Here is a 21,750-nt window from a genome sequence, read left to right as displayed (position 1 = left end):
ATTGATAAATCTTTTTCGCTGCACATTCGCTTTTATACTGGCTTAAAGTTGCACTTACGGTACCAGGATGGGTCGAATGTGCTATTAATTTGTCAAAATCCTGTATATTGTGCTGAATAAAATAAGTGGTGAGCCGGACGACGGTAGCAATCACCCTGAGTGACTTTTCGTAAATCCTGAATGCTTGAGGAATGTTCCTGTAAAAGCATAATGTGGCTAAAAGTTACTCATGTGAAATTAATGTTAAGTGCCATTAATGAATGGTCTTAATCTAAATTAAAATTTATTTATTATTAACCTATAAAATGCAACTTTAGTTAATTTTAATAAAATTAGTTTAGAAGCTTAACATTCTTCTTTAATCCTCAATATTGCAATAAGACTTATAAATAAAGTGGATTTGGGTTAAGATGTCTTACAGGAAAGCAGGGGGCAGATACACGCCTTTTGTATATCTGTAACTGATTTTCCGAATTAATTGATTGTTATTGTTGGAGTTATCTCTGGCTGGAATGTGTCGAACATCTCCTGCTACGTTGACAGCGCTGCGATAAAGATGGCAGAAAAGGTGTTATACCTTTAATGTAATTTACATAAACCTGCGAACATCTAAATATCCTGAACGTTTAAGAGAATAAAAATAACGTCATGAAACGTGCTTTCTGACTGTTGATATAAAGCAGCACAATAACTATCTGTCAGGCAGTCTGCCGGGCCGGGATGCGAGGGAAAACCTTCAGAGGGAATTGCTTAACTGTTACACACAGCTTCAACCCGGGCAGCTCCGCACGAGCAACCTGAAAGTGAATAGATATGATAAATGCAAATCGTCCGATAATGAATCTCGACCTCGATCTGCTGAGAACGTTTGTTGCGGTCGCCGATCTCAACACTTTTGCAGCAGCTGCTGCCGCCGTTTGCCGAACTCAGTCCGCCGTCAGCCAGCAAATGCAGCGGCTGGAGCAACTGGTTGGTAAAGAGCTTTTTGCGCGTCATGGGCGTAATAAGCTCTTAACGGAACACGGTATTCAGCTTCTGGGTTATGCCAGGAAAATTCTTCGCTTTAATGATGAAGCATGTATGTCATTAATGTTTAGCAACCTACAAGGGGTGCTAACGTTAGGCGCATCTGATGAGTCAGCGGATACAATATTGCCGTTTCTTCTCAACCGTATTAGTTCGGTTTATCCGAAGCTTGCACTGGACGTTAGCGTAAAGCGTAATGCTTTTATGGTTGAGATGTTAAATGAGAATAAAGTCGACCTGGTGGTGACTACGCATCGTCCCGGGCAGTTTGATTGCCTGACGCTGCGTACATCGCCTACGCACTGGTATTGTGCAGCCGAATACGTGCTGCAAAAAGGGGAACCGGTGCCACTGGTCTTACTGGATGACCCGAGCCCGTTTCGCGATATGGTGCTCACGGCGCTGAATGAGGCCAACATTCCGTGGCGTCTGGCGTATGTGGCTTCCACGTTACCAGCGGTCCGTGCAGCCGTGAAGGCCGGTCTGGGTGTAACGGCGCGTCCGGTAGAGATGATGAGCCCCGATCTGCGCGTTCTGGGAAAATCCGATGGCCTGCCTGCGCTGCCGGATACGGAATATCTGCTCTGCCACAATTCGTCCAGCCATAACGAGCTGGCAAAGGTGGTGTTCGAGGCGATGGAAAACTACCATAACCCGTGGCAGTTCGAGTGCGTTACCTCCGAAGGGGGGGATGACTCCCTGATCGTTGAAGGGGATTTTGAGTGATCGCCAGCTCAAAATTCTGGTAACAAAATGTAAGTGTAAAAAAAAGCCACTCGTGTGATTTTCGCATGCAGTGGCTTTTTTTTAGCAATAATATCCGCTTATAGCATATGGATTTTCAGGATACTCTCTATTTATCAATAAGCTAAATGATTTTGCTTACATATTGTCCGTTTTCCGTTCTAACTTCATCCATATCCCTCTCATGTTAAAAAAACAGGAAATATGTTGCCGTTTTCCTGGTTGAATTAACAAAAGCGTGTCACAGATCAAGAAAATACTCCTATTTGGGGGGAGGAATCGTTGGCAAATCCTGTCAAAATAGGAGGGTTATTTTTTTTACTTCCGAAACGGACACGATTCAACAACATACATTTGACGGAAAGTCATGCACCCACCAGGGTTAAAGGGCACCAAATGTTAATGAGAATCGCTCGATGTAATTTAATGTGAAGAAACCTTTGTTAAAGTTGACAATAGGTTATAGAAAGGAGTAAAAAACCCCATCATTTTGCTGTCTACGTCTCATTTCTGACAGTTAGTGTAAGGTTATTTGTTCCTCCCCATGAATCGATGTGATGCCCATCTGCCAGCAAGAGCAGTGTCGTTGGTATCACTTTTGATGAGTAAGCAATGAGTATGTCAACATCCACAGAAGTCATCGCTCATCACTGGGCATTCGCAATCTTTCTTATTGTAGCCATTGGCCTGTGCTGCCTGATGTTAGTCGGCGGCTGGTTCCTGGGCGGTCGCGCCCGTGCAAGGCACAAAAACACACCTTTCGAATCAGGTATTGATTCAGTAGGTTCCGCTCGCTTACGCCTGTCTGCCAAGTTCTATCTGGTAGCCATGTTCTTCGTCATCTTCGACGTGGAAGCGCTTTACCTTTTCGCATGGTCAACGTCCATCCGCGAAAGTGGTTGGGTAGGCTTTGTCGAGGCCGCAATTTTCATTTTAGTGCTACTGGCCGGTCTGGTTTATCTGGTGCGTATTGGCGCGCTTGACTGGACGCCTGCGCGTTCACGTCGTGAACACATCAACCCGGAAAACAGTATCTCTAATCGTCAGCAGTAACAGCGAGGCAATAAGATGGATTATACGCTCACCCGCATAGATCCTAACGGTGAGAATGACCGTTACCCCCTGCAAAAACAGGAGATCGTAACCGACCCCCTGGAGCAAGAAGTCAATAAAAGCGTGTACATGGGCAAACTCGAACATGCCATGCACGATATGGTCAACTGGGGTCGTAAGAACTCCATCTGGCCTTACAACTTTGGCCTTTCTTGCTGCTACGTTGAAATGGTGACGTCATTCACTGCGGTGCATGACGTTGCGCGTTTTGGGGCAGAGGTACTGCGTGCTTCCCCACGTCAGGCTGACCTGATGGTGGTAGCCGGTACGTGTTTTACCAAAATGGCACCTGTTATTCAGCGTCTTTATGACCAGATGCTGGAGCCTAAATGGGTTATCTCCATGGGGGCATGTGCTAACTCTGGCGGTATGTACGACATCTATTCCGTCGTACAGGGCGTAGATAAATTTATCCCAGTGGATGTGTACATCCCGGGTTGCCCGCCACGTCCGGAAGCTTACATGCAGGCATTGATGCTGCTGCAGGAGTCTATCGGTAAAGAACGTCGCCCACTGTCGTGGGTTGTTGGCGATCAGGGTGTGTATCGCGCGAACATGCAGTCTGAGCGCGAGCGTAAACGTGGTGAACGTATTGCCGTCACCAATCTGCGCACGCCTGACGAAATTTAAATTGCGCCTGTAGGCCTGGAGAACACCTTCGCATATCACTACTCAAATAGCGCGAAGCCAGGCTCAACAGTCACCACGGACCATTTGCAATGGTGAACAATATGACCGACTTAACCGCGCAAGAAGCCGCCTGGCAGACCCGGGATCATCTGGATGACCCAGTCATTGGCGAACTGCGCAACCGTTTTGGGCCGGATGCCTTTACTGTTCAGGCTACCCGCACCGGGGTACCCGTTGTTTGGGTGAAGCGTGAGCAATTGCTGGAAGTTGTCGATTTCCTCAAGAAATTGCCAAAACCGTACGTCATGCTGTTTGACTTACACGGCATGGATGAACGTCTGCGTACCCACCGCCAGGGTCTCCCTGCTGCGGACTTTTCCGTTTTCTACCACCTGATCTCAATAGACCGTAATACGGATATCATGCTCAAGGTGGCATTGTCTGAAAACGACATGCATTTGCCGACGATCACCAAACTTTTCCCGAACGCCAACTGGTATGAGCGTGAAACCTGGGAAATGTTCGGCATGACCTTCGACGGCCATCCGCACCTGACGCGCATCATGATGCCGCAGACCTGGACCGGCCACCCGCTGCGTAAAGACTACCCGGCACGTGCAACCGAATTCGATCCGTTTGAGCTGACTAAAGCCAAGCAGGATCTGGAAATGGAAGCGCTGACCTTCAAACCGGAAGACTGGGGCATGAAGCGCGGTACCGACAACGAGGACTTCATGTTCCTCAACCTCGGTCCAAACCACCCGTCTGCGCACGGTGCATTCCGTATTATTCTTCAGCTTGATGGCGAAGAGATTGTCGACTGCGTTCCGGACATCGGCTACCACCACCGTGGTGCTGAGAAGATGGGCGAGCGTCAGTCCTGGCACAGCTACATTCCGTATACCGACCGTATCGAGTACCTCGGCGGCTGCGTCAACGAGATGCCATACGTGCTGGCCGTTGAGAAACTGGCCGGTATTGTTACGCCGGATCGCGTCAACGTGATTCGCGTCATGCTGTCAGAACTGTTCCGTATCAACAGTCACCTGCTGTACATCTCCACGTTCATTCAGGACGTCGGCGCGATGACCCCGGTGTTCTTCGCCTTTACCGACCGTCAGAAAATCTACGATCTGGTAGAAGCCATTACCGGTTTCCGTATGCACCCGGCCTGGTTCCGCATCGGCGGTGTGGCACACGATCTGCCGCGCGGCTGGGACCGTTTGCTGCGTGAATTCCTCGACTGGATGCCAAAACGTCTGGCGTCTTACGAGAAAGCCGCGCTGCGTAACACCATCCTGAAAGGTCGTTCCCAGGGCGTTGCTGCCTACGGCGCGAAAGAAGCGCTGGAGTGGGGGACAACAGGTGCAGGTCTGCGTGCGACCGGTATTGATTTCGACGTGCGTAAAGCCCGTCCTTACTCTGGCTACGAGAACTTCGACTTTGAAGTCCCGGTGGGCGGCGGTGTTTCCGACTGCTACACCCGCGTGATGCTTAAAGTGGAAGAACTGCGCCAGAGTCTGCGCATCCTTGAGCAGTGCCTCAACAACATGCCGGAAGGCCCGTTCAAGGCGGATCACCCGCTGACGACGCCGCCGCCGAAAGAGCGCACGCTGCAACATATCGAAACCCTGATCACCCACTTCCTGCAGGTTTCCTGGGGTCCGGTCATGCCGGCGCAAGAATCCTTCCAGATGATTGAAGCGACCAAGGGTATTAACAGTTACTACCTGACCAGTGACGGCAGCACCATGAGCTACCGTACCCGCGTGCGTACGCCGAGCTTTGCGCACCTGCAGCAGATCCCGTCCGCCATCCGCGGCAGTCTGGTCTCTGACCTGATTGTGTATCTTGGTAGTATCGATTTTGTTATGTCAGATGTGGACCGCTAATTATGCACGAGAATCAACAACCACAAACCGAGGCTTTTGAGCTGAGTGAAGCAGAACGTGCCGCCATTGAGCACGAGATGCACCACTACGAAGACCCGCGTGCGGCGTCCATTGAAGCGCTGAAAATCGTACAGAAACAGCGTGGTTGGGTGCCGGATGGGGCGATCTATGAGATCGCGAAAGTGCTGGGTATTCCGGCAAGTGACGTAGAAGGCGTAGCCACGTTCTACAGCCAGATCTTCCGTCAGCCGGTTGGCCGCCATGTGATCCGCTACTGTGACAGCGTTGTCTGCCACATCACCGGTTATCAGGGCATCCAGGCTGCGATTGAGAAGAAGCTCAATATCAAGCCGGGCCAGACCACGTTCGATGGACGCTTTACTCTGCTGCCAACCTGCTGCCTGGGTAACTGCGACAAGGGGCCGACCATGATGATTGATGAGGACACTCACAGCCATCTGACGCCGGAAGCGATTCCTGACCTGCTGGAGCAGTACAAATGAAAACTGTAATTCGTACTGCTGAGACGCATCCGCTGACCTGGCGTCTGCGTGATGACAAACAGCCAGTATGGCTCGACGAATATCAGAGCAAAAACGGCTATGCCGGTGCGCGTAAAGCCCTTGGCGGCATGGCGCCGGACGACATCGTCAACGCGGTAAAAGAGTCTGGCCTGAAAGGCCGCGGCGGCGCGGGCTTCTCCACCGGTCTGAAGTGGAGCCTGATGCCAAAAGATGAATCCATGAACATCCGTTACCTGCTGTGTAACGCCGATGAAATGGAGCCGGGTACCTATAAAGACCGTCTGCTGATGGAGCAGCTGCCGCACCTGCTGGTGGAAGGCATGCTGATTTCCGCGTTCGCGCTGAAAGCGTACCGTGGCTACATCTTCCTGCGCGGTGAGTACATCGAAGCGGCGGAAAACCTGCGTCGCGCGATTGCCGAAGCCACCGAAGCGGGCCTGCTGGGTAAAAACATCCTGGGCACCGGGTTTGACTTCGAACTGTTCGTGCACACCGGTGCCGGGCGTTACATCTGTGGTGAAGAAACCGCGCTGATTAACTCCCTGGAAGGTCGCCGTGCGAACCCGCGTTCCAAGCCACCGTTCCCGGCAAGCTCCGGCGTGTGGGGTAAACCGACCTGCGTAAACAACGTCGAAACCCTGTGTAACGTTCCGGCTATCCTCGCCAACGGCGTGGAGTGGTATCAGGGCATCTCCTCAAGCAAAGATGCCGGTACCAAGCTGATGGGCTTCTCCGGTCGCGTTAAAAATCCTGGCGTCTGGGAGCTGCCGTTCGGTACCACCGCACGCGAAATTCTTGAAGACTACGCCGGCGGCATGCGCGATGGCCTGAAATTTAAAGCCTGGCAGCCGGGCGGGGCAGGGACGGACTTCCTGACCGAAGCCCACCTTGACCTGCCGATGGAATTCGAAAGCATTGGTAAAGCAGGCAGCCGTCTGGGTACGGCGCTGGCGATGGCCGTCGACCACGAGATCGGCATGGTCTCGCTGGTCCGTAACCTGGAAGAGTTCTTCGCCCGTGAGTCCTGCGGCTGGTGTACACCGTGCCGTGATGGTCTGCCGTGGAGCGTGAAGATCCTGCGCGCCATCGAGCGCGGCGAAGGCCAGCCGGGCGATATCGAGACGCTTGAGCAACTGTGTCGATTCTTAGGGCCAGGTAAAACCTTCTGCGCCCACGCACCGGGTGCCGTCGAGCCGCTGCAGAGCGCGATTAAATATTTCCGCGACGAATTCGAAGCAGGCATCAAGCAGCCGTTCAGCAATACCCATTCGATCAATGGTATTCAGCCGAACCTGCTGAAAGCGCGCTGGTAACGACAAGAATTTTGATTAACGCTCGGTTTCGACCGAGCCAACTGGAAGCATGCTAATGGCTACGATTCATGTAGACGGCAAAGAATACGAAGTCAACGGGGCGGACAACCTGCTGGAAGCTTGTCTGTCTCTTGGCCTCGATATTCCGTACTTTTGCTGGCATCCGGCGCTGGGCAGCGTCGGTGCTTGCCGCCAGTGTGCGGTGAAGCAATATCAAAACGCGGAAGACACGCGTGGTCGCCTGGTGATGTCCTGTATGACGCCAGCCACCGAAGGCACTTTTATTTCGATTGACGACGAAGAAGCCAAACAGTTCCGCGAGAGCGTGGTGGAGTGGTTGATGACCAACCACCCGCACGACTGTCCGGTTTGTGAAGAGGGCGGTAACTGCCACCTTCAGGATATGACCGTGATGACCGGTCACAGCTTCCGTCGCTATCGCTTTACCAAGCGTACCCACCGTAACCAGGATTTGGGGCCGTTCATCTCTCACGAAATGAACCGCTGCATCGCCTGCTACCGCTGCGTGCGTTACTACAAAGACTACGCGGACGGTCAGGATCTGGGCGTGTATGGCGCGCATGACAACGTCTACTTCGGTCGTCCGGAAGACGGTACGCTTGAAAGCGAATTCTCCGGTAACCTGGTAGAAATCTGCCCGACCGGCGTATTCACGGATAAAACCCACTCCGAGCGTTACAACCGTAAATGGGACATGCAGTTTGCGCCAAGCATCTGCCAGCAGTGTTCCCTCGGCTGCAACACCAGCCCGGGTGAGCGCTACGGCGAACTGCGTCGTATCGAAAACCGTTACAACGGTACCGTTAACCACTACTTCCTGTGCGACCGCGGTCGTTTCGGCTATGGCTATGTGAACCTGAAGGACCGTCCGCGTCAGCCGGTTCAACGCCGTGGCGACGACTTCATTACCCTGAACGCTGAACAGGCGATGCAGGGCGCGGCAGACATTCTGCGCCAGTCGAAGAAAGTGATCGGTATCGGCTCTCCGCGCGCCAGCATCGAAAGCAACTTCGCCCTGCGCGAGCTGGTTGGGGCGGAAAACTTCTATACCGGTATCGCCCAGGGCGAGCAGGAACGTCTGCAGCTGGTACTGAAAGTGCTGCGTGAAGGCGGTATCCATACCCCTGCGCTGCGCGAAATCGAATCCTATGATGCGGTCCTGGTGCTGGGTGAAGACCTGACGCAGACCGGCGCACGCGCGGCTCTGGCGGTTCGCCAGGCGGTGAAGGGTAAAGCACGTGAAATGGCAGCGGCGCAGAAAGTGGCTGACTGGCAGATTGCGGCGATCCTGAACATCGGCCAGCGCGCGAAGCATCCACTGTTTGTGACCAACGTCGACAACACCCGTCTGGACGATATCGCGGCGTGGACCTACTGCGCACCGGTTGAAGATCAGGCGCGCCTCGGCTTTGCGATTGCCCACGCGCTGGACAACAGCTCACCGGCCGTTGAGCTGGATCGCGACCTGCAAAACAAGGTCGACGTGATTGTTCAGGCACTGGCAGGTGCGAAGAAGCCGCTGATTATTTCCGGTACCAACGCCGGTAGCGCGGAGATCATTCAGGCGGCAGCCAACGTGGCCAAAGCTCTGAAAGGCCGTGGTGCGGACGTCGGCGTGACCATGATTGCCCGTGCGGTGAACAGCATTGGTCTGGGCATGATTGGCGGCGGCTCGCTGGAAGAAGCCTTAAGCGAACTGGAATCCGGTGCCGCTGACGCCGTGGTGGTGCTGGAAAACGACCTGCATCGTCATGCTTCTGCCGCTCGCGTTGACGCTGCGCTCTCCAAAGCGCCGCTGGTGATGGTGATTGACCATCAGCGCACCGCGATTATGGACAAAGCGCACCTGGTGCTCTCTGCGGCAAGCTTCGCAGAAAGCGACGGTACCGTTATCAACAACGAAGGCCGCGCGCAGCGTTTCTTCCAGGTTTATGACCCGGCGTACTACGACAGCAACACCGTGATGCTGGAAAGCTGGCGCTGGCTGCACTCCCTGCACAGCACCGTGCAGAGCCGTGAAGTGGACTGGACGCAGCTCGACCACGTTATCGACGCGGTAGTCGAAAAACTGCCTCAGCTGGCAGGCATTAAAGATGCCGCGCCTGAAGCAAGCTTCCGCATTCGCGGCCAGAAACTGGCACGTGAACCGCACCGTTACAGTGGCCGTACTGCGATGCGTGCCAACATCAGCGTGCACGAACCGCGCCAGCCGCAGGATAAAGACACCATGTTCGCCTTCTCGATGGAAGGGAACAACCAGCCGTCTGCGCCGCGTTCGCAAATCCCGTTCGCATGGGCACCGGGCTGGAACTCCCCGCAGGCATGGAACAAGTTCCAGGCTGAAGTGGGCGGCTCCCTGCGCCACGGCGATCCGGGCGTGCGTCTGATTGAAGCCTCCGAAACCGGTCTGGACTTCTTCACCACCGTACCGGCGCGCTTCCAGGCGCAGGACGGTAGCTGGCGTATTGCCCCGTACTACCACCTGTTCGGTAGCGACGAGCTGTCCCAGCGTTCACCGGTCTTCCAGACCCGTATGCCGCAGCCGTACATCAAGCTTAACCCGGCTGATGCCGCGAAGCTTGGCGTTAACGCGGGTGCAAACATCGCCTTTAGCTATGACGGCCAGACCATCAGCCTGCCGCTGATTATTTCTGAAAGTCTGACAGCAGGGCAGGTGGGTCTGCCGATGGGTATGCCAGGCATCGCGCCGGTTCTGGCGGGTGCGCGTCTTGATAATCTGCAGGAGGCAAAAGCATGAGTTGGTTAACGCCGGATCTTATCGACATCCTGCTGAGCATTCTGAAAGCGATTGTAATCCTGCTGGTGGTGGTCACCTGCGGCGCGTTCATGAGCTTTGGTGAACGTCGTCTGCTCGGTCTGTTCCAGAACCGTTACGGACCGAACCGCGTGGGCTGGGGTGGTTCACTCCAGCTGGTCGCGGACATGATCAAGATGTTCTTTAAAGAGGACTGGATCCCGCGCTTCTCTGACCGCGTGATCTTTACTCTGGCACCGATGATCGCCTTCACCTCGCTGCTGCTGGCATTTGCTATCGTTCCGGTCAGCCCGACCTGGGTGGTCGCTGACCTGAACATCGGCATTCTGTTCTTCCTGATGATGGCAGGCCTCGCGGTTTACGCGGTGCTGTTCGCAGGCTGGTCCAGTAACAACAAATACTCGCTTCTGGGTGCGATGCGTGCTTCCGCGCAGACCCTGAGTTACGAAGTGTTCCTGGGGCTTTCCCTGATGGGCGTGGTGGCGCAGGCCGGTTCATTCAACATGACCGACATCGTCAACAACCAGGCCGACATCTGGAACGTTATTCCGCAGTTCTTTGGGTTTATTACCTTTGCCATCGCGGGCGTGGCAGTGTGTCACCGTCACCCGTTTGACCAGCCAGAAGCCGAACAGGAACTGGCCGACGGTTACCACATCGAATATTCCGGTATGAAATTCGGTCTGTTCTTCGTGGGCGAGTACATCGGTATCGTCACCATTTCGGCGTTGATGGTAACGCTGTTCTTCGGTGGCTGGCATGGCCCGTTCTTACCGCCGTTCATCTGGTTCGCGCTGAAAACCGCGTTCTTCATGATGATGTTCATTTTGATTCGCGCAGCGTTACCGCGTCCGCGTTATGACCAGGTAATGTCCTTCGGCTGGAAAGTGTGCCTGCCGCTGACGCTCGTCAACTTGTTGGTAACGGCCGCTGTCATTCTCTGGCAGCAGCCATAAGGGGCAATAGACCATGACCTTAAAAGAATTACTGGTAGGCTTCGGTACCCAGGTACGCAGTATCTGGATGATCGGCCTGCACGCGTTTGCCAAACGCGAAACCCGGATGTACCCGGAAGAGCCGGTATATCTGCCGCCGCGCTACCGTGGCCGTATCGTGCTGACGCGCGACCCGGACGGTTCCGAGCGCTGCGTTGCCTGTAACCTGTGTGCGGTAGCGTGTCCGGTAGGCTGTATCTCTCTGCAGAAAGCCGAGACGGTAGACGGCCGCTGGTACCCTGAGTTCTTCCGCATCAACTTCTCACGCTGCATTTTCTGCGGTCTGTGTGAAGAAGCGTGCCCAACCACGGCGATTCAGCTGACTCCAGACTTCGAGCTGGGTGAGTACAAGCGTCAGGACCTGGTGTACGAGAAAGAGGATCTGCTGATTTCCGGTCCGGGCAAATACCCGGAATATAACTTCTACCGGATGGCGGGTATGGCAATCGACGGCAAAGATAAGGGCGAAGCAGAGAACGAAGCTAAGCCTATCGACGTCAAGAGCCTGTTACCGTAAGGAGAGGGCAATGGAATTCGCTTTTTATATCTGTGGCCTTATCGCCATCCTGGCTACGCTGCGAGTGATTACGCACACCAATCCGGTACATGCGCTGCTGTACTTAATCATCTCGCTGCTGGCCATTTCCGGGGTGTTCTTCGCACTGGGCGCGCACTTCGCCGGTGCGCTGGAAATCATCGTCTACGCCGGGGCCATCATGGTGCTCTTCGTGTTCGTGGTGATGATGCTGAACCTGGGCGGCTCTGAAATTGAGCAGGAACGTCAGTGGTTAAAACCGCAGGTGTGGATCGGCCCGGCAATTTTGTCGGCCATCATGCTGGTGGTGATCGTTTACGCCATTCTGGGTGTTAACGATCAGGGCATCGACGGCACGCCGATTGGCGCGAAAGAGGTAGGTATCACGCTCTTTGGCCCATACGTTCTGGCGGTTGAACTGGCCTCAATGCTGCTGCTGGCAGGTCTGGTTGTGGCTTTCCACGTTGGCCGCGAAGAGCGTGCTGGCGAGGTGCTGAGCAACCGCACTGACGACCGCGCGAAAAGAAAAACGGAGGAGCGCGCATGATCCCCTTAACACATGGACTGATCCTCGCTGCGATTTTATTCGTTCTGGGTCTGACCGGTCTGGTTATCCGCCGCAATCTGCTGTTTATGCTGATCGGGCTGGAAATCATGATTAACGCCTCCGCGCTGGCCTTCGTGGTCGCCGGAAGCTACTGGGGCCAGACCGATGGTCAGGTGATGTACATTCTCGCCATCAGCCTCGCGGCTGCCGAAGCGAGTATTGGCCTGGCGCTGTTGCTGCAGCTCCATCGTCGCCGCCAGAATCTGAACATCGATTCAGTAAGTGAGTTGCGTGGATGAACATGCTTGCCTTAACCATTATTTTTCCGCTGATTGGCTTCGTACTGCTGGCGTTTTCTCGCGGCCGCTGGTCTGAGAATCTGTCTGCGACCGTCGGCATGGGCTCTGTTGGCCTGGCCGCGCTGGTGACAGCGTATGCGGGTATCGACTTCTTTAACAACGGGCGTCAGCCTTTCAGCGTACCGCTGTGGACCTGGATGTCGGTCGGTGATTTTAACATCGGCTTCAACCTGGTGCTGGACGGCCTCTCGCTGACCATGCTCTCCGTGGTCACCGGCGTCGGCTTCCTGATCCACATGTTCGCCTCCTGGTATATGCGCGGTGAAGAGGGTTACTCCCGCTTCTTCGCCTACACCAACCTGTTTATCGCCAGCATGGTGGTTCTGGTGCTGGCCGATAACCTGCTGCTGATGTATCTGGGCTGGGAAGGCGTAGGTCTGTGTTCTTACCTGCTGATCGGTTTCTACTATACCGATCCGAAGAATGGCGCAGCGGCCATGAAAGCGTTCGTCGTGACCCGCGTGGGTGACGTCTTCCTCGCTTTCGCGCTGTTCATTCTTTACAACGAACTGGGCACGCTGAACTTCCGCGAAATGGTGGAACTGGCGCCGGCGCACTTCGCGGCAGGCAACAACATGCTGTGGTGGGCAACGCTGATGCTGCTGGGTGGTGCCGTGGGTAAATCCGCGCAGCTGCCGTTGCAGACGTGGCTGGCCGACGCGATGGCGGGTCCAACCCCTGTCTCCGCGCTGATCCACGCTGCGACCATGGTTACCGCCGGTGTTTACCTGATTGCGCGTACCCATGGCCTGTTCCTGATGACCCCGGAAATTCTGCATCTGGTGGGTATCGTCGGTGCGGTCACGCTGGTGCTGGCAGGCTTTGCCGCGCTGGTGCAGACCGATATCAAGCGCGTTCTCGCGTATTCCACCATGAGCCAGATTGGTTACATGTTCCTGGCGCTGGGCGTTCAGGCGTGGGACGCGGCCATTTTCCACCTGATGACGCACGCGTTCTTTAAAGCGCTGCTATTCCTCTCATCCGGTTCCGTGATTCTGGCCTGCCACCACGAGCAGAACATCTTCAAGATGGGCGGACTGCGTAAGTCCATTCCGCTGGTTTATGTCTGCTTCCTGGTGGGCGGCGCGGCGCTGGCGGCACTGCCGCTGATCACCGCGGGCTTCTTCAGTAAGGACGAAATCCTTGCGGGTGCCATGGCGAATGGTCATATCAATCTGATGGTTGCGGGTCTGGTCGGCGCGTTCATGACCTCCCTGTATACCTTCCGTATGATTTTCATCGTATTCCACGGTAAAGAACAAATTCACGCTCACGCAGGGAAGGGGATTACCCATCACCTGCCGCTGATTGTGCTGCTGGTACTGTCCACCTTCGTTGGCGCGATGATTGTGCCACCGCTGCAGGGCGTACTGCCGGACACCACCGAGCTTGAGCACGGTCGCGTTCTGACGCTTGAAATCACCTCCGGTGTGGTCGCTATCGCGGGCATCCTGATCGCTGCATGGCTGTGGCTGGGCAAACGTACGCTGGTCACTGCCGTGGCCAACAGTGCGCCGGGCCGCCTGCTGGGCACCTGGTGGTACAACGCGTGGGGCTTCGACTGGCTGTACGACATGATCTTCGTTAAGCCGTTCCTGGGCATCGCGTGGCTGCTGAAGCGCGACCCGCTGAACAGCCTGATGAATATCCCGGCGATCCTTTCCCGCTTTGCAGGTAAAGGCCTGCTGTACAGCGAGAACGGTTACCTGCGCTGGTATGTGGCGTCCATGAGCATCGGTGCGGTTGTCGTGCTGGCGCTGCTGATGGTGTTGCGTTGATCGTTAAGTGAATTTTATTCGAATTCGTTGAAAATCAGGCCCCTGCTGGGGGCCTTAAAAAGGAATGTAAATCGCCATGTTACTACCCTGGCTAATATTAATTCCCTTCATCGGCGGCTTCCTGTGCTGGCAGACTGAACGCTTTGGCGTGAAGATGCCGCGCTGGATCGCGCTGATCACCATGGGATTGACGCTCGCGCTTGGCCTGCAACTGTGGTTGCAGGGCGGTTACTCACTGACCCAGTCTGCGGGCATTCCGCAGTGGCAGTCTGAGTTCATCCTGCCGTGGATCCCGCGTTTCGGCATTACGATCCACCTGGCGATTGACGGTCTCTCACTGCTGATGGTGGTCCTGACCGGTCTGCTCGGCGTTCTGGCGGTACTTTGCTCCTGGCGAGAAATCGAAAAATACCAGGGCTTCTTCCACCTGAACCTGATGTGGATCCTGGGCGGCGTAATCGGCGTGTTCCTTGCCATCGACATGTTCCTGTTCTTCTTCTTCTGGGAGATGATGCTGGTGCCGATGTACTTCCTGATCGCGCTGTGGGGCCACAAGGCGTCCGACGGTAAAACGCGTATCACGGCGGCAACCAAGTTCTTCATCTATACCCAGGCGAGTGGTCTGGTGATGTTGATTGCCATTCTGGCGCTGGTGTTTGTTCACCACAATGCGACCGGCACCTGGACCTTCAACTACGAAGACCTGCTGAAGACCCCAATGTCACACGGCGTGGAATATCTGCTGATGCTGGGCTTCTTCATCGCGTTCGCGGTGAAAATGCCGGTCGTTCCGCTGCACGGCTGGCTGCCAGACGCACACTCTCAGGCGCCAACGGCGGGTTCCGTTGACCTGGCGGGCATCTTGCTGAAAACGGCGGCCTACGGCCTGCTGCGTTTCGCTCTGCCGCTGTTCCCGAACGCCTCCGCAGAGTTCGCACCGATTGCCATGTGGCTGGGTGTGATCGGTATCTTCTACGGTGCCTGGATGGCTTTCACCCAGTACGACATCAAGCGACTGATTGCCTACACCTCCGTTTCCCACATGGGCTTCGTGCTGATTGCTATCTACACCGGCAGCCAGCTGGCGTACCAGGGCGCGGTGATCCAGATGATTGCGCACGGTCTGTCTGCAGCCGGCCTCTTCATCCTGTGCGGTCAGCTGTACGAACGTCTGCATACCCGCGACATGCGTATGATGGGCGGTCTGTGGAGCAAAATTAAGTGGCTGCCAGCGCTTTCCATGTTCTTCGCGGTGGCTACCCTGGGGATGCCGGGTACCGGTAACTTCGTCGGCGAATTTATGATTCTGTTCGGCAGCTTCAAAGTGGTACCGGTGATTACCGTGATTTCCACGTTTGGTCTGGTGTTCGCTTCCGTATACTCGCTGGCGATGCTGCACCGCGCTTACTTCGGTAAAGCGAAGAGCGAAATTGCTGCACAAGAACTGCCGGGGATGTCGCTGCGTGAGCTGTTCATCATCCTGCTGCTGGTCGTACTGCTGGTGCTGCTGGGCTTCTTCCCGCAGCCGATTCTGGATACCTCGCACAGCGCGATGGGTAACATCCAGCAGTGGTTTGTTAATTCTGCTTCTACTACAAGGCCGTAATTCGCCATGACAATAACTCCACAACAACTGATCGCGCTGCTACCGCTGCTGATCGTCGGATTGACGGTGGTGGTTGTGATGCTCTCCATTGCGTGGCGACGCAATCACTTCCTGAATGCCACGCTGTCGGTCATCGGCCTGAACGCCGCGTTAGTCTCTCTCTGGTTTGTTGGTCAGGGTGGGGCGATGGACGTCACCCCGCTGATGCGCGTTGACGGTTACGCCATGCTGTATACCGGACTGGTGCTGCTGGCAAGCCTGGCAACCTGTACCTTTGCGTACCCGTGGCTCGAAGGCTACAACGACAATAAAGAAGAGTTTTACCTGCTGGTTCTGATTGCCGCGCTGGGCGGCATTCTGCTGGCGAATGCGAACCACCTGGCCGCGCTGTTCCTCGGCATTGAGCTGATATCTCTGCCGCTGTTCGGCCTGATTGGTTACGCCTTCCGTCAGAAGCGCTCCCTGGAAGCAAGCATCAAGTACACTATTCTGTCTGCTGCTGCATCCTCGTTCCTGCTGTTTGGTATTGCGCTGCTGTACGCACAGTCCGGTAATCTCTCCTTCATGGCGCTCGGCAAGAGCCTCGGCGACGGCATGCTGCATGAGCCGCTGCTGCTGGCGGGTCTGGGCATGATGATTGTTGGCCTTGGCTTCAAACTCTCTCTGGTGCCGTTCCACCTGTGGACGCCAGACGTATACCAGGGCGCTCCGGCTCCGGTGTCGACCTTCCTGGCGACGGCGAGCAAAATCGCTATCTTCGGTGTGGTCATGCGTCTGTTCCTGTACGCGCCGGTAGGTGACAGCGAAGCGGTTCGCGTGGTGCTGGGCATTATCGCGTTCGTCTCCATCATCTTCGGTAACCTGATGGCGCTGAGCCAGACCAACATCAAGCGTCTGCTGGGCTACTCGTCTATTTCTCATCTGGGCTACCTGATGGTGGCGCTGATTGCGCTGCAGAGCGGCGAGATGTCGATGGAAACCGTGGGCGTGTATCTGGCCGGTTACCTGTTCAGCAGTCTCGGCGCCTTCGGCGTGGTGAGCCTGATGTCCAGCCCGTACCGTGGTCCGGATGCCGATTCACTGTTCTCCTACCGTGGTCTGTTCTGGCACCGTCCGATCCTGTCTGCGGTGATGACCGTGATGATGCTCTCTCTGGCAGGTATCCCGATGACGCTTGGCTTTATCGGTAAATTCTACGTGCTGGCCGTCGGTGTGCAGGCGCACCTGTGGTGGCTGACCGCGGGCGTGGTGCTCGGTTCCGCGATTGGTCTCTACTACTACCTGCGCGTGGCCGTGAGCCTGTACCTGAGTGCGCCTCAGCAGCTCAACCGTGATGCCCCAACCAACTGGCAGTACAGCGCCGGTGGTATCGTAGTGCTTATCTCGGCGCTGCTGGTGCTGATCTTCGGTATCTATCCGCAGCCGCTGATTGATATCGTGCAGCGAGCGATGCCGCTGATGTAAAACAAAAAACCCGCCTCGGCGGGTTTTTTTATGGTTTTCGCCCTCTCCCTGTGGGAGAGGGACCGGGTGAGGGCACCAGCCCGCACCAGACTTAAGCCAGCTGCTTCCTGCTTATAAGCGGCCCGTCAATCTTCTTCATCGAGCGGTCCAGCACTTCCTCAATCACCGACGACAGCTCGTTTAGCTCAAACTTCGCCACATACCCGTCCGCTTTCACCTTACGAATATGGTCTTCGTTGGCGTTACCGGAAAGGGAAGAGTGGATCACCACCGGAATGTCCTTTAATACCGGGTCGGTTTTGATTTTGCGCGTCAGCGTAAAGCCGTCCATCTCCGGCATTTCAAGATCGGTCAGCACAAGCGCGATCTTATCGGTGATGGGAACTCCCTCGGCCTGCGCCTGAGCGGCCAGTACGCCAATTTTCTCCCACGCATCTTTGCCGGTGATATGCAGCTGCGCGGGGATCTCCATCGCCTGCAGACCTTTCTCCAGCATCGAGCGCGCTACCTTGGAATCTTCCGCAACGATGGCGACAGCGCCCGGCTTAATATGGAATTTGGTGGTCTTCAGATTCGTGGCGTGCAGATCGTGATTGGCCGGAGTGATGTCGTACAGGATCTGCTCAACGTCCAGCACCATCGCCAGATCGTTGGTATCCGTTTTCTCATCCAGGCAGGCGATGCTGGTGATGTAGCGACCGCTGACTGCGGTTTCCGCCGCGTGCACCTGCTTCCAGTCCAGACGCATGATGTTCTCAACCGACTCCACGGCAAACGCCTGCACGCTGCGCGCGTATTCGGTGATCAGCAGGATATTCAGCCCGGTGGTGGGCTTACAGCCCGCCACGGCGGCCAGGTCGATCACCGGGATCACCTGATCGCGAATATTCACCATTCCCATCAGCGGTGACTTCATCCCGGCAGGTTTCGTGAACTCCGGCATCGGCACAATTTCACGCAGCTTAAAAACGTTAATGCCAAACAGCTCGGATTTATTTTCGTTAAGAGAAGTGCCAAGACGGAACAGCAACAGTTCAAAACGGTTCGACAGGGTCAGATTCGCCCTGTCATCAATATCTTTCTGGAAATTATCCATTCTACCCTCGAGAGAAATGCTGACCTTTTAATCGTTATCGGCATCCTGAGGGAAAAATGAAGGACTAAACGCTGACCTGAGCGAAATCTTCGGCCAGCTCACATTCCGGGAACAGCGCGCGGCACTCTGCCAGCAGCTTTTCACAGCCCCGCGCGTCGTAGCGCGAGCTGACATGGGTGACGATGAGTCTCCCGACGCCCGCGTCACGGGCAAGCTGCGCCGCCTGACGTGTAGAGCTATGGCCCCGGCCATTGGCTTTTTCTTCCATCGCTGTTTCAAGCGTTGCTTCATGCACCATCACATCCACGCCCTGGGCAAGCTGAAGCGCTGCCGGGCACGGGGCCGTGTCGCCAAATATCGCCAGCTTTTTGCCGGGCTGCGGTGCGGCGAGATAATCCTGGCCGTTGATGACGCGCCCGTCCTCCAGCGTGACGGTCTCACCGTGCTTCAGGCGCTGGAACAGCGGCCCGGGTTTGACGCCATCGGCCATCAGCGCGGCGGCGTCCAGCGCGCCGGGTTTGTCATGCGCGTCAATGCGATAGCCATAGCACTCGACAGGGTGACTGAGCGGCTGAGCGCTCACCTTATAATCGTCGTCATCGAAAACCAGGCCTTCGCTAATTTCAACGACCTCCAGCGGATAATCCGTCCATGACCCGCTAAGGCGCAGCGTGGTTTCAACAAATTCACGAATACCCGCAGGCCCGTAAATCGTCAGCGGGTTGGCGTTACCGGCCATCGAGCGGCTGCACAGCAGGCCGGGAAGGCCAAACAGATGGTCACCATGCAGATGGGTGATAAAAATTTTATCCAGCTTGCCGGGGTGATAAGCGGTGTGTAACAGCTGATGCTGCGTCCCTTCACCACAGTCAAATAGCCACAGCCCGCCGCGGGTGGGATGTTTAAGATCCAGAAGGATCGCCGTCACGTTCCGTGAGCGGGTTGGCACGCCAGCGGACGTACCCAGAAAAATCAGTTCCATAACGCAATCAGCCCTTTGCCGAACGGGGAGGGGTTTAGTATAACGTGATGAACCCCAGGAAGGAGACTGACATGATCCAGTGGCAAGATTTACACCATAGTGACCTCACCGTTCATTCACTTTACGCCCTGCTGAAACTGCGCTGCGAAGTTTTTGTGGTTGAACAGACCTGCCCGTATCAGGACATCGACGGCGATGATCTCGTTGGCGAGAACCGCCATATACTCGGCTGGCGGAATAACGAGCTGGTGGCGTATGCGAGGATTCTGAAAAGCGAAGACGATTTTGAGCCTGTCGTCATTGGCCGCGTCATCATCAGCGGTAAGGCGCGCGGCGAAAAGCTGGGCTATCAGCTGATGGAAAAAACGCTGGATGCGTGCCGGAAACAGTGGCCTGACAAGGCGTTATACCTGGGCGCGCAGGCACACCTGCAGTCCTTCTACGGCCACTTTGGTTTCGTGCCGGTCACCGATGTGTACGATGAAGATGGCATTCCCCACGTCGGCATGGCGCGAGAAGCGAAGCAGGCGTAATAGCGAGTCGTTGGCTATAGTTAGCGGACTGGTGTACTAACATGGAGAAAAATATGTCATTTCAATCCTGGGATACCCGTATCGACGACGACCTAGCTTTACTGAGCGAAACGCTGGAAGAGGTGTTACGTTCCTCGGGCGACCCTGCCGATCAGAAATATATTGAGCTAAAAGCCCGCGCCGAGCAGGCGCTGCATGAAGTGAAAAACCGCGTCAGCCATGCGTCTGATACCTACTACTACCGCGCCAAAAAAGCAGTGTATCGTGCCGATGATTACGTGCATGAAAAACCATGGCAGGGTATTGGCGTGGGGGCTGCCGTAGGGCTGGTACTGGGGCTGCTGCTGGCCCGTCGCTAAACCGCTTAACCACTCCCTATACGTGGGTACTGCTATTTATCGTCAGTACCCCGTATAATACGAGGTTTTAACAGGGAGAGGTTCGCGTGAATTCGATTTTCCTCGCGCTGGAGCAATTGCGTACCCAGCTTTCGCAAGCGTTACCCGCAACACCCGGCTTACGTCATTTCGACGTCTCTTTCCCGTTAAACGACGCCTTCGACCCTCTCGCCTGGCTTGGGGCTCAGCAGTGCTATCCGCAGTTTTACTGGCAACAGCGTAACGGCGATGAAGAGCTGGCTGCGCTGGGGGCTGTTACACAATTTTCCTCTCTGGCGTTAGCCACGCAGTTTTTGCGCGAGCAAAACGCGGCACAAGATACCCGTATCTGCGGCCTGAACGCTTTTAATCCGGAGCAGGGGAGCCTCTTTTTACCGCGGCTGCTCTGGCGACGTACCGCCGGCAACGCCACGCTGCGCCTGCAGCTGTGGAGCAATTATTCTCTTCAGGAAGATGCCCGCGCTGCGCTGGATTTTTTACAGCAGCTCCGTCCTGCAAGGCCTATCCGCCCGCTGTCCGTTCAGGTAGAGCACGAAACCCATCTGCCGCAGCAGGCCGAATGGCTGACGCTTATCCGCAGGGCGACAGAGACCATTGCGTGCGGTGAATTTGAAAAAGTGGTTCTCGCCCGGGCAACCGATATTCGTTTTACACAGCGCGTAAACCCCGTCGCGCTGATGGCAGCCAGCCGGGCCCTGAATTTACATTGCTACCATTTCTGCATGATTTTCGACGCCAGCAACGCGTTTCTCGGCTCGACCCCCGAGCGTCTGTGGCGGCGGCGCGGCACGCTGCTGCGTACGGAAGCGCTGGCGGGCACCGTCGCCAGCCATAGCGATGATAGCCAGGCGCAGCGTCTCGGCGAGTGGCTGCTGAACGATGATAAAAACCAGCGTGAAAATATGCTGGTCGTGGAGGATATTTGCCAGCGTCTTCAGCACTCCACGCAGACGCTCGAGGTACTCCCCCCCCAGTTGGTACGCCTGCGTAAAGTGCAGCATTTGCGCCGCTGTATCTGGACCGAGCTTAAACAGGCTGATGACGAGCAGTGTCTGCTCATGTTGCAGCCGACCGCGGCCGTTGCCGGATTACCCCGACAGCCTGCGCGCGAGTTTATTCAGAAGGTTGAACCCTTTAACCGCGAATGGTACGCCGGTTCGGCCGGGTATTTATCCCCCGAGCAGAGTGAGTTCTGCGTGGCGCTGCGCTCCGCGCGCGTTCAGGAGGACTCCCTGCGGCTCTACGCCGGCGCCGGTATCGTCAGCGGGTCTGACCCGGAGCAGGAGTGGCAGGAGATTGAAAACAAAGCCGCCGGATTGCGCTCTCTGCTCCTAAGGGATTAATACAGATTCGCGCAATCCCGATTCATATCAAAATTCCATTTTTTTCTATTATTTATACTGTGTCGCATTCTTGAT

The 21,750-nt window shown here is 55.6% G+C and carries 19 protein-coding genes; 17 read left to right on the top strand and 2 right to left on the bottom strand.

Annotated features, from left to right (window positions below):
- Positions 1-813: 813 nt before the first annotated feature.
- From lrhA to nuoN, 14 genes are all read left to right on the top strand, one after another.
- A complete protein-coding gene (gene lrhA / locus AB3N39_RS14540) occupies positions 814-1,752 on the top strand; it encodes a transcriptional regulator LrhA (protein WP_133294855.1) in 939 nt (312 codons plus the stop codon).
- Between the two features lie 630 nt (positions 1,753-2,382).
- The gene (nuoA, locus tag AB3N39_RS14535) at positions 2,383-2,823 is read left to right on the top strand and encodes an NADH-quinone oxidoreductase subunit NuoA (protein ID WP_014171000.1); all 441 of its coding nucleotides are present in this window, start codon (positions 2,383-2,385) and stop codon (positions 2,821-2,823) included.
- Between the two features lie 15 nt (positions 2,824-2,838).
- Positions 2,839-3,513, top strand: a complete 675-nt coding sequence (gene nuoB / locus AB3N39_RS14530; protein ID WP_003861482.1) for an NADH-quinone oxidoreductase subunit NuoB — start codon at positions 2,839-2,841, stop codon at positions 3,511-3,513.
- Between the two features lie 89 nt (positions 3,514-3,602).
- Entirely contained in the window at positions 3,603-5,405 is a 1,803-nt protein-coding gene (gene nuoC / locus AB3N39_RS14525) for an NADH-quinone oxidoreductase subunit C/D (protein ID WP_023312537.1), read from the top strand.
- A gap of 2 nt (positions 5,406-5,407) precedes the next feature.
- Positions 5,408-5,908 (top strand): NADH-quinone oxidoreductase subunit NuoE, encoded by a 501-nt coding sequence (nuoE, locus tag AB3N39_RS14520; protein ID WP_006176513.1) that lies wholly within the window; start codon positions 5,408-5,410, stop codon positions 5,906-5,908.
- Positions 5,905-7,242: an NADH-quinone oxidoreductase subunit NuoF gene (gene nuoF / locus AB3N39_RS14515; RefSeq protein ID WP_003861487.1), complete on the top strand. Its 1,338-nt coding sequence runs from the start codon at positions 5,905-5,907 to the stop codon at positions 7,240-7,242. The genes nuoE and nuoF overlap by 4 nt, the downstream gene beginning before the upstream one ends.
- Before the next feature lie 55 nt (positions 7,243-7,297).
- Complete coding sequence (gene nuoG / locus AB3N39_RS14510) at positions 7,298-10,021, top strand: NADH-quinone oxidoreductase subunit NuoG (protein ID WP_133294854.1); 2,724 nt, start codon at positions 7,298-7,300, stop codon at positions 10,019-10,021.
- The gene (gene nuoH / locus AB3N39_RS14505) at positions 10,018-10,995 is read left to right on the top strand and encodes an NADH-quinone oxidoreductase subunit NuoH (RefSeq protein WP_008500211.1); all 978 of its coding nucleotides are present in this window, start codon (positions 10,018-10,020) and stop codon (positions 10,993-10,995) included. The genes nuoG and nuoH overlap by 4 nt, the downstream gene beginning before the upstream one ends.
- A gap of 13 nt (positions 10,996-11,008) precedes the next feature.
- Positions 11,009-11,551, top strand: coding sequence for an NADH-quinone oxidoreductase subunit NuoI (gene nuoI / locus AB3N39_RS14500; RefSeq protein WP_003861491.1), 543 nt, complete (start codon positions 11,009-11,011; stop codon positions 11,549-11,551).
- A gap of 10 nt (positions 11,552-11,561) precedes the next feature.
- Positions 11,562-12,116 carry an NADH-quinone oxidoreductase subunit J gene (gene nuoJ, locus AB3N39_RS14495; RefSeq protein WP_008500212.1) on the top strand — a complete coding sequence of 185 codons (555 nt, stop codon included), beginning with the start codon at positions 11,562-11,564 and terminating at the stop codon, positions 12,114-12,116.
- The gene (nuoK, locus tag AB3N39_RS14490; protein ID WP_003861496.1) at positions 12,113-12,415 is read left to right on the top strand and encodes an NADH-quinone oxidoreductase subunit NuoK; all 303 of its coding nucleotides are present in this window, start codon (positions 12,113-12,115) and stop codon (positions 12,413-12,415) included. The genes nuoJ and nuoK overlap by 4 nt, the downstream gene beginning before the upstream one ends.
- Complete coding sequence (gene nuoL, locus AB3N39_RS14485; protein ID WP_023325763.1) at positions 12,412-14,253, top strand: NADH-quinone oxidoreductase subunit L; 1,842 nt, start codon at positions 12,412-12,414, stop codon at positions 14,251-14,253. The genes nuoK and nuoL overlap by 4 nt, the downstream gene beginning before the upstream one ends.
- Positions 14,254-14,329: 76 nt before the next feature.
- Entirely contained in the window at positions 14,330-15,859 is a 1,530-nt protein-coding gene (gene nuoM, locus AB3N39_RS14480; protein ID WP_023312532.1) for an NADH-quinone oxidoreductase subunit M, read from the top strand.
- A 6-nt stretch (positions 15,860-15,865) separates the two neighbouring features.
- A complete protein-coding gene (gene nuoN / locus AB3N39_RS14475) occupies positions 15,866-17,323 on the top strand; it encodes an NADH-quinone oxidoreductase subunit NuoN (protein ID WP_367896831.1) in 1,458 nt (485 codons plus the stop codon).
- A gap of 91 nt (positions 17,324-17,414) precedes the next feature.
- On the opposite strand, the gene AB3N39_RS14470 is transcribed toward nuoN, so the two are convergent.
- Positions 17,415-18,419, bottom strand: a complete 1,005-nt coding sequence (locus AB3N39_RS14470) for a chemotaxis protein (protein WP_023312530.1) — start codon at positions 18,417-18,419, stop codon at positions 17,415-17,417.
- 64 nt (positions 18,420-18,483) lie between these two features.
- Positions 18,484-19,401 carry a ribonuclease BN gene (gene rbn, locus AB3N39_RS14465; RefSeq protein WP_133294853.1) on the bottom strand — a complete coding sequence of 306 codons (918 nt, stop codon included), beginning with the start codon at positions 19,399-19,401 and terminating at the stop codon, positions 18,484-18,486.
- A 71-nt stretch (positions 19,402-19,472) separates the two neighbouring features.
- Here rbn and AB3N39_RS14460 point away from each other — a divergent pair, with 71 nt between their 5' ends.
- The 3 genes from AB3N39_RS14460 (at position 19,473) to menF (ending at position 21,675) form a co-directional block, all read left to right on the top strand.
- Positions 19,473-19,934: a GNAT family N-acetyltransferase gene (locus tag AB3N39_RS14460; RefSeq protein ID WP_143345349.1), complete on the top strand. Its 462-nt coding sequence runs from the start codon at positions 19,473-19,475 to the stop codon at positions 19,932-19,934.
- A 53-nt stretch (positions 19,935-19,987) separates the two neighbouring features.
- Positions 19,988-20,293, top strand: coding sequence for a stress response protein ElaB (elaB, locus tag AB3N39_RS14455; RefSeq protein ID WP_008500219.1), 306 nt, complete (start codon positions 19,988-19,990; stop codon positions 20,291-20,293).
- Between the two features lie 86 nt (positions 20,294-20,379).
- Positions 20,380-21,675 carry an isochorismate synthase MenF gene (gene menF / locus AB3N39_RS14450; protein WP_143345348.1) on the top strand — a complete coding sequence of 432 codons (1,296 nt, stop codon included), beginning with the start codon at positions 20,380-20,382 and terminating at the stop codon, positions 21,673-21,675.
- Positions 21,676-21,750: the final 75 nt, after the last annotated feature.

Origin of the sequence: Enterobacter vonholyi (genome assembly GCF_040834095.1) — a bacterium.
Classification (GTDB): Bacteria; Pseudomonadota; Gammaproteobacteria; order Enterobacterales; family Enterobacteriaceae; genus Enterobacter; species Enterobacter vonholyi.
This window is presented reverse-complemented; position numbering and strand designations above follow the sequence as displayed.

Excerpts from the sequence above, each read along its gene's own strand:
- lrhA (WP_133294855.1), top strand. The coding sequence starts at position 814 with ATGATAAATGCAAATCGTCCGATAATGAATCTCGACCTCGATCTGCTG.
- nuoA (WP_014171000.1), top strand. The coding sequence starts at position 2,383 with ATGAGTATGTCAACATCCACAGAAGTCATCGCTCATCACTGGGCATTC.
- nuoB (WP_003861482.1), top strand. The coding sequence starts at position 2,839 with ATGGATTATACGCTCACCCGCATAGATCCTAACGGTGAGAATGACCGT.
- nuoC (WP_023312537.1), top strand. The coding sequence starts at position 3,603 with ATGGTGAACAATATGACCGACTTAACCGCGCAAGAAGCCGCCTGGCAG.
- nuoE (WP_006176513.1), top strand. The coding sequence starts at position 5,408 with ATGCACGAGAATCAACAACCACAAACCGAGGCTTTTGAGCTGAGTGAA.
- nuoF (WP_003861487.1), top strand. The coding sequence starts at position 5,905 with ATGAAAACTGTAATTCGTACTGCTGAGACGCATCCGCTGACCTGGCGT.
- nuoG (WP_133294854.1), top strand. The coding sequence starts at position 7,298 with ATGGCTACGATTCATGTAGACGGCAAAGAATACGAAGTCAACGGGGCG.
- nuoH (WP_008500211.1), top strand. The coding sequence starts at position 10,018 with ATGAGTTGGTTAACGCCGGATCTTATCGACATCCTGCTGAGCATTCTG.
- nuoI (WP_003861491.1), top strand. The coding sequence starts at position 11,009 with ATGACCTTAAAAGAATTACTGGTAGGCTTCGGTACCCAGGTACGCAGT.
- nuoJ (WP_008500212.1), top strand. The coding sequence starts at position 11,562 with ATGGAATTCGCTTTTTATATCTGTGGCCTTATCGCCATCCTGGCTACG.
- nuoK (WP_003861496.1), top strand. The coding sequence starts at position 12,113 with ATGATCCCCTTAACACATGGACTGATCCTCGCTGCGATTTTATTCGTT.
- nuoL (WP_023325763.1), top strand. The coding sequence starts at position 12,412 with ATGAACATGCTTGCCTTAACCATTATTTTTCCGCTGATTGGCTTCGTA.
- nuoM (WP_023312532.1), top strand. The coding sequence starts at position 14,330 with ATGTTACTACCCTGGCTAATATTAATTCCCTTCATCGGCGGCTTCCTG.
- nuoN (WP_367896831.1), top strand. The coding sequence starts at position 15,866 with ATGACAATAACTCCACAACAACTGATCGCGCTGCTACCGCTGCTGATC.
- AB3N39_RS14470 (WP_023312530.1), bottom strand. The coding sequence starts at position 18,419 with ATGGATAATTTCCAGAAAGATATTGATGACAGGGCGAATCTGACCCTG.
- rbn (WP_133294853.1), bottom strand. The coding sequence starts at position 19,401 with ATGGAACTGATTTTTCTGGGTACGTCCGCTGGCGTGCCAACCCGCTCA.
- AB3N39_RS14460 (WP_143345349.1), top strand. The coding sequence starts at position 19,473 with ATGATCCAGTGGCAAGATTTACACCATAGTGACCTCACCGTTCATTCA.
- elaB (WP_008500219.1), top strand. The coding sequence starts at position 19,988 with ATGTCATTTCAATCCTGGGATACCCGTATCGACGACGACCTAGCTTTA.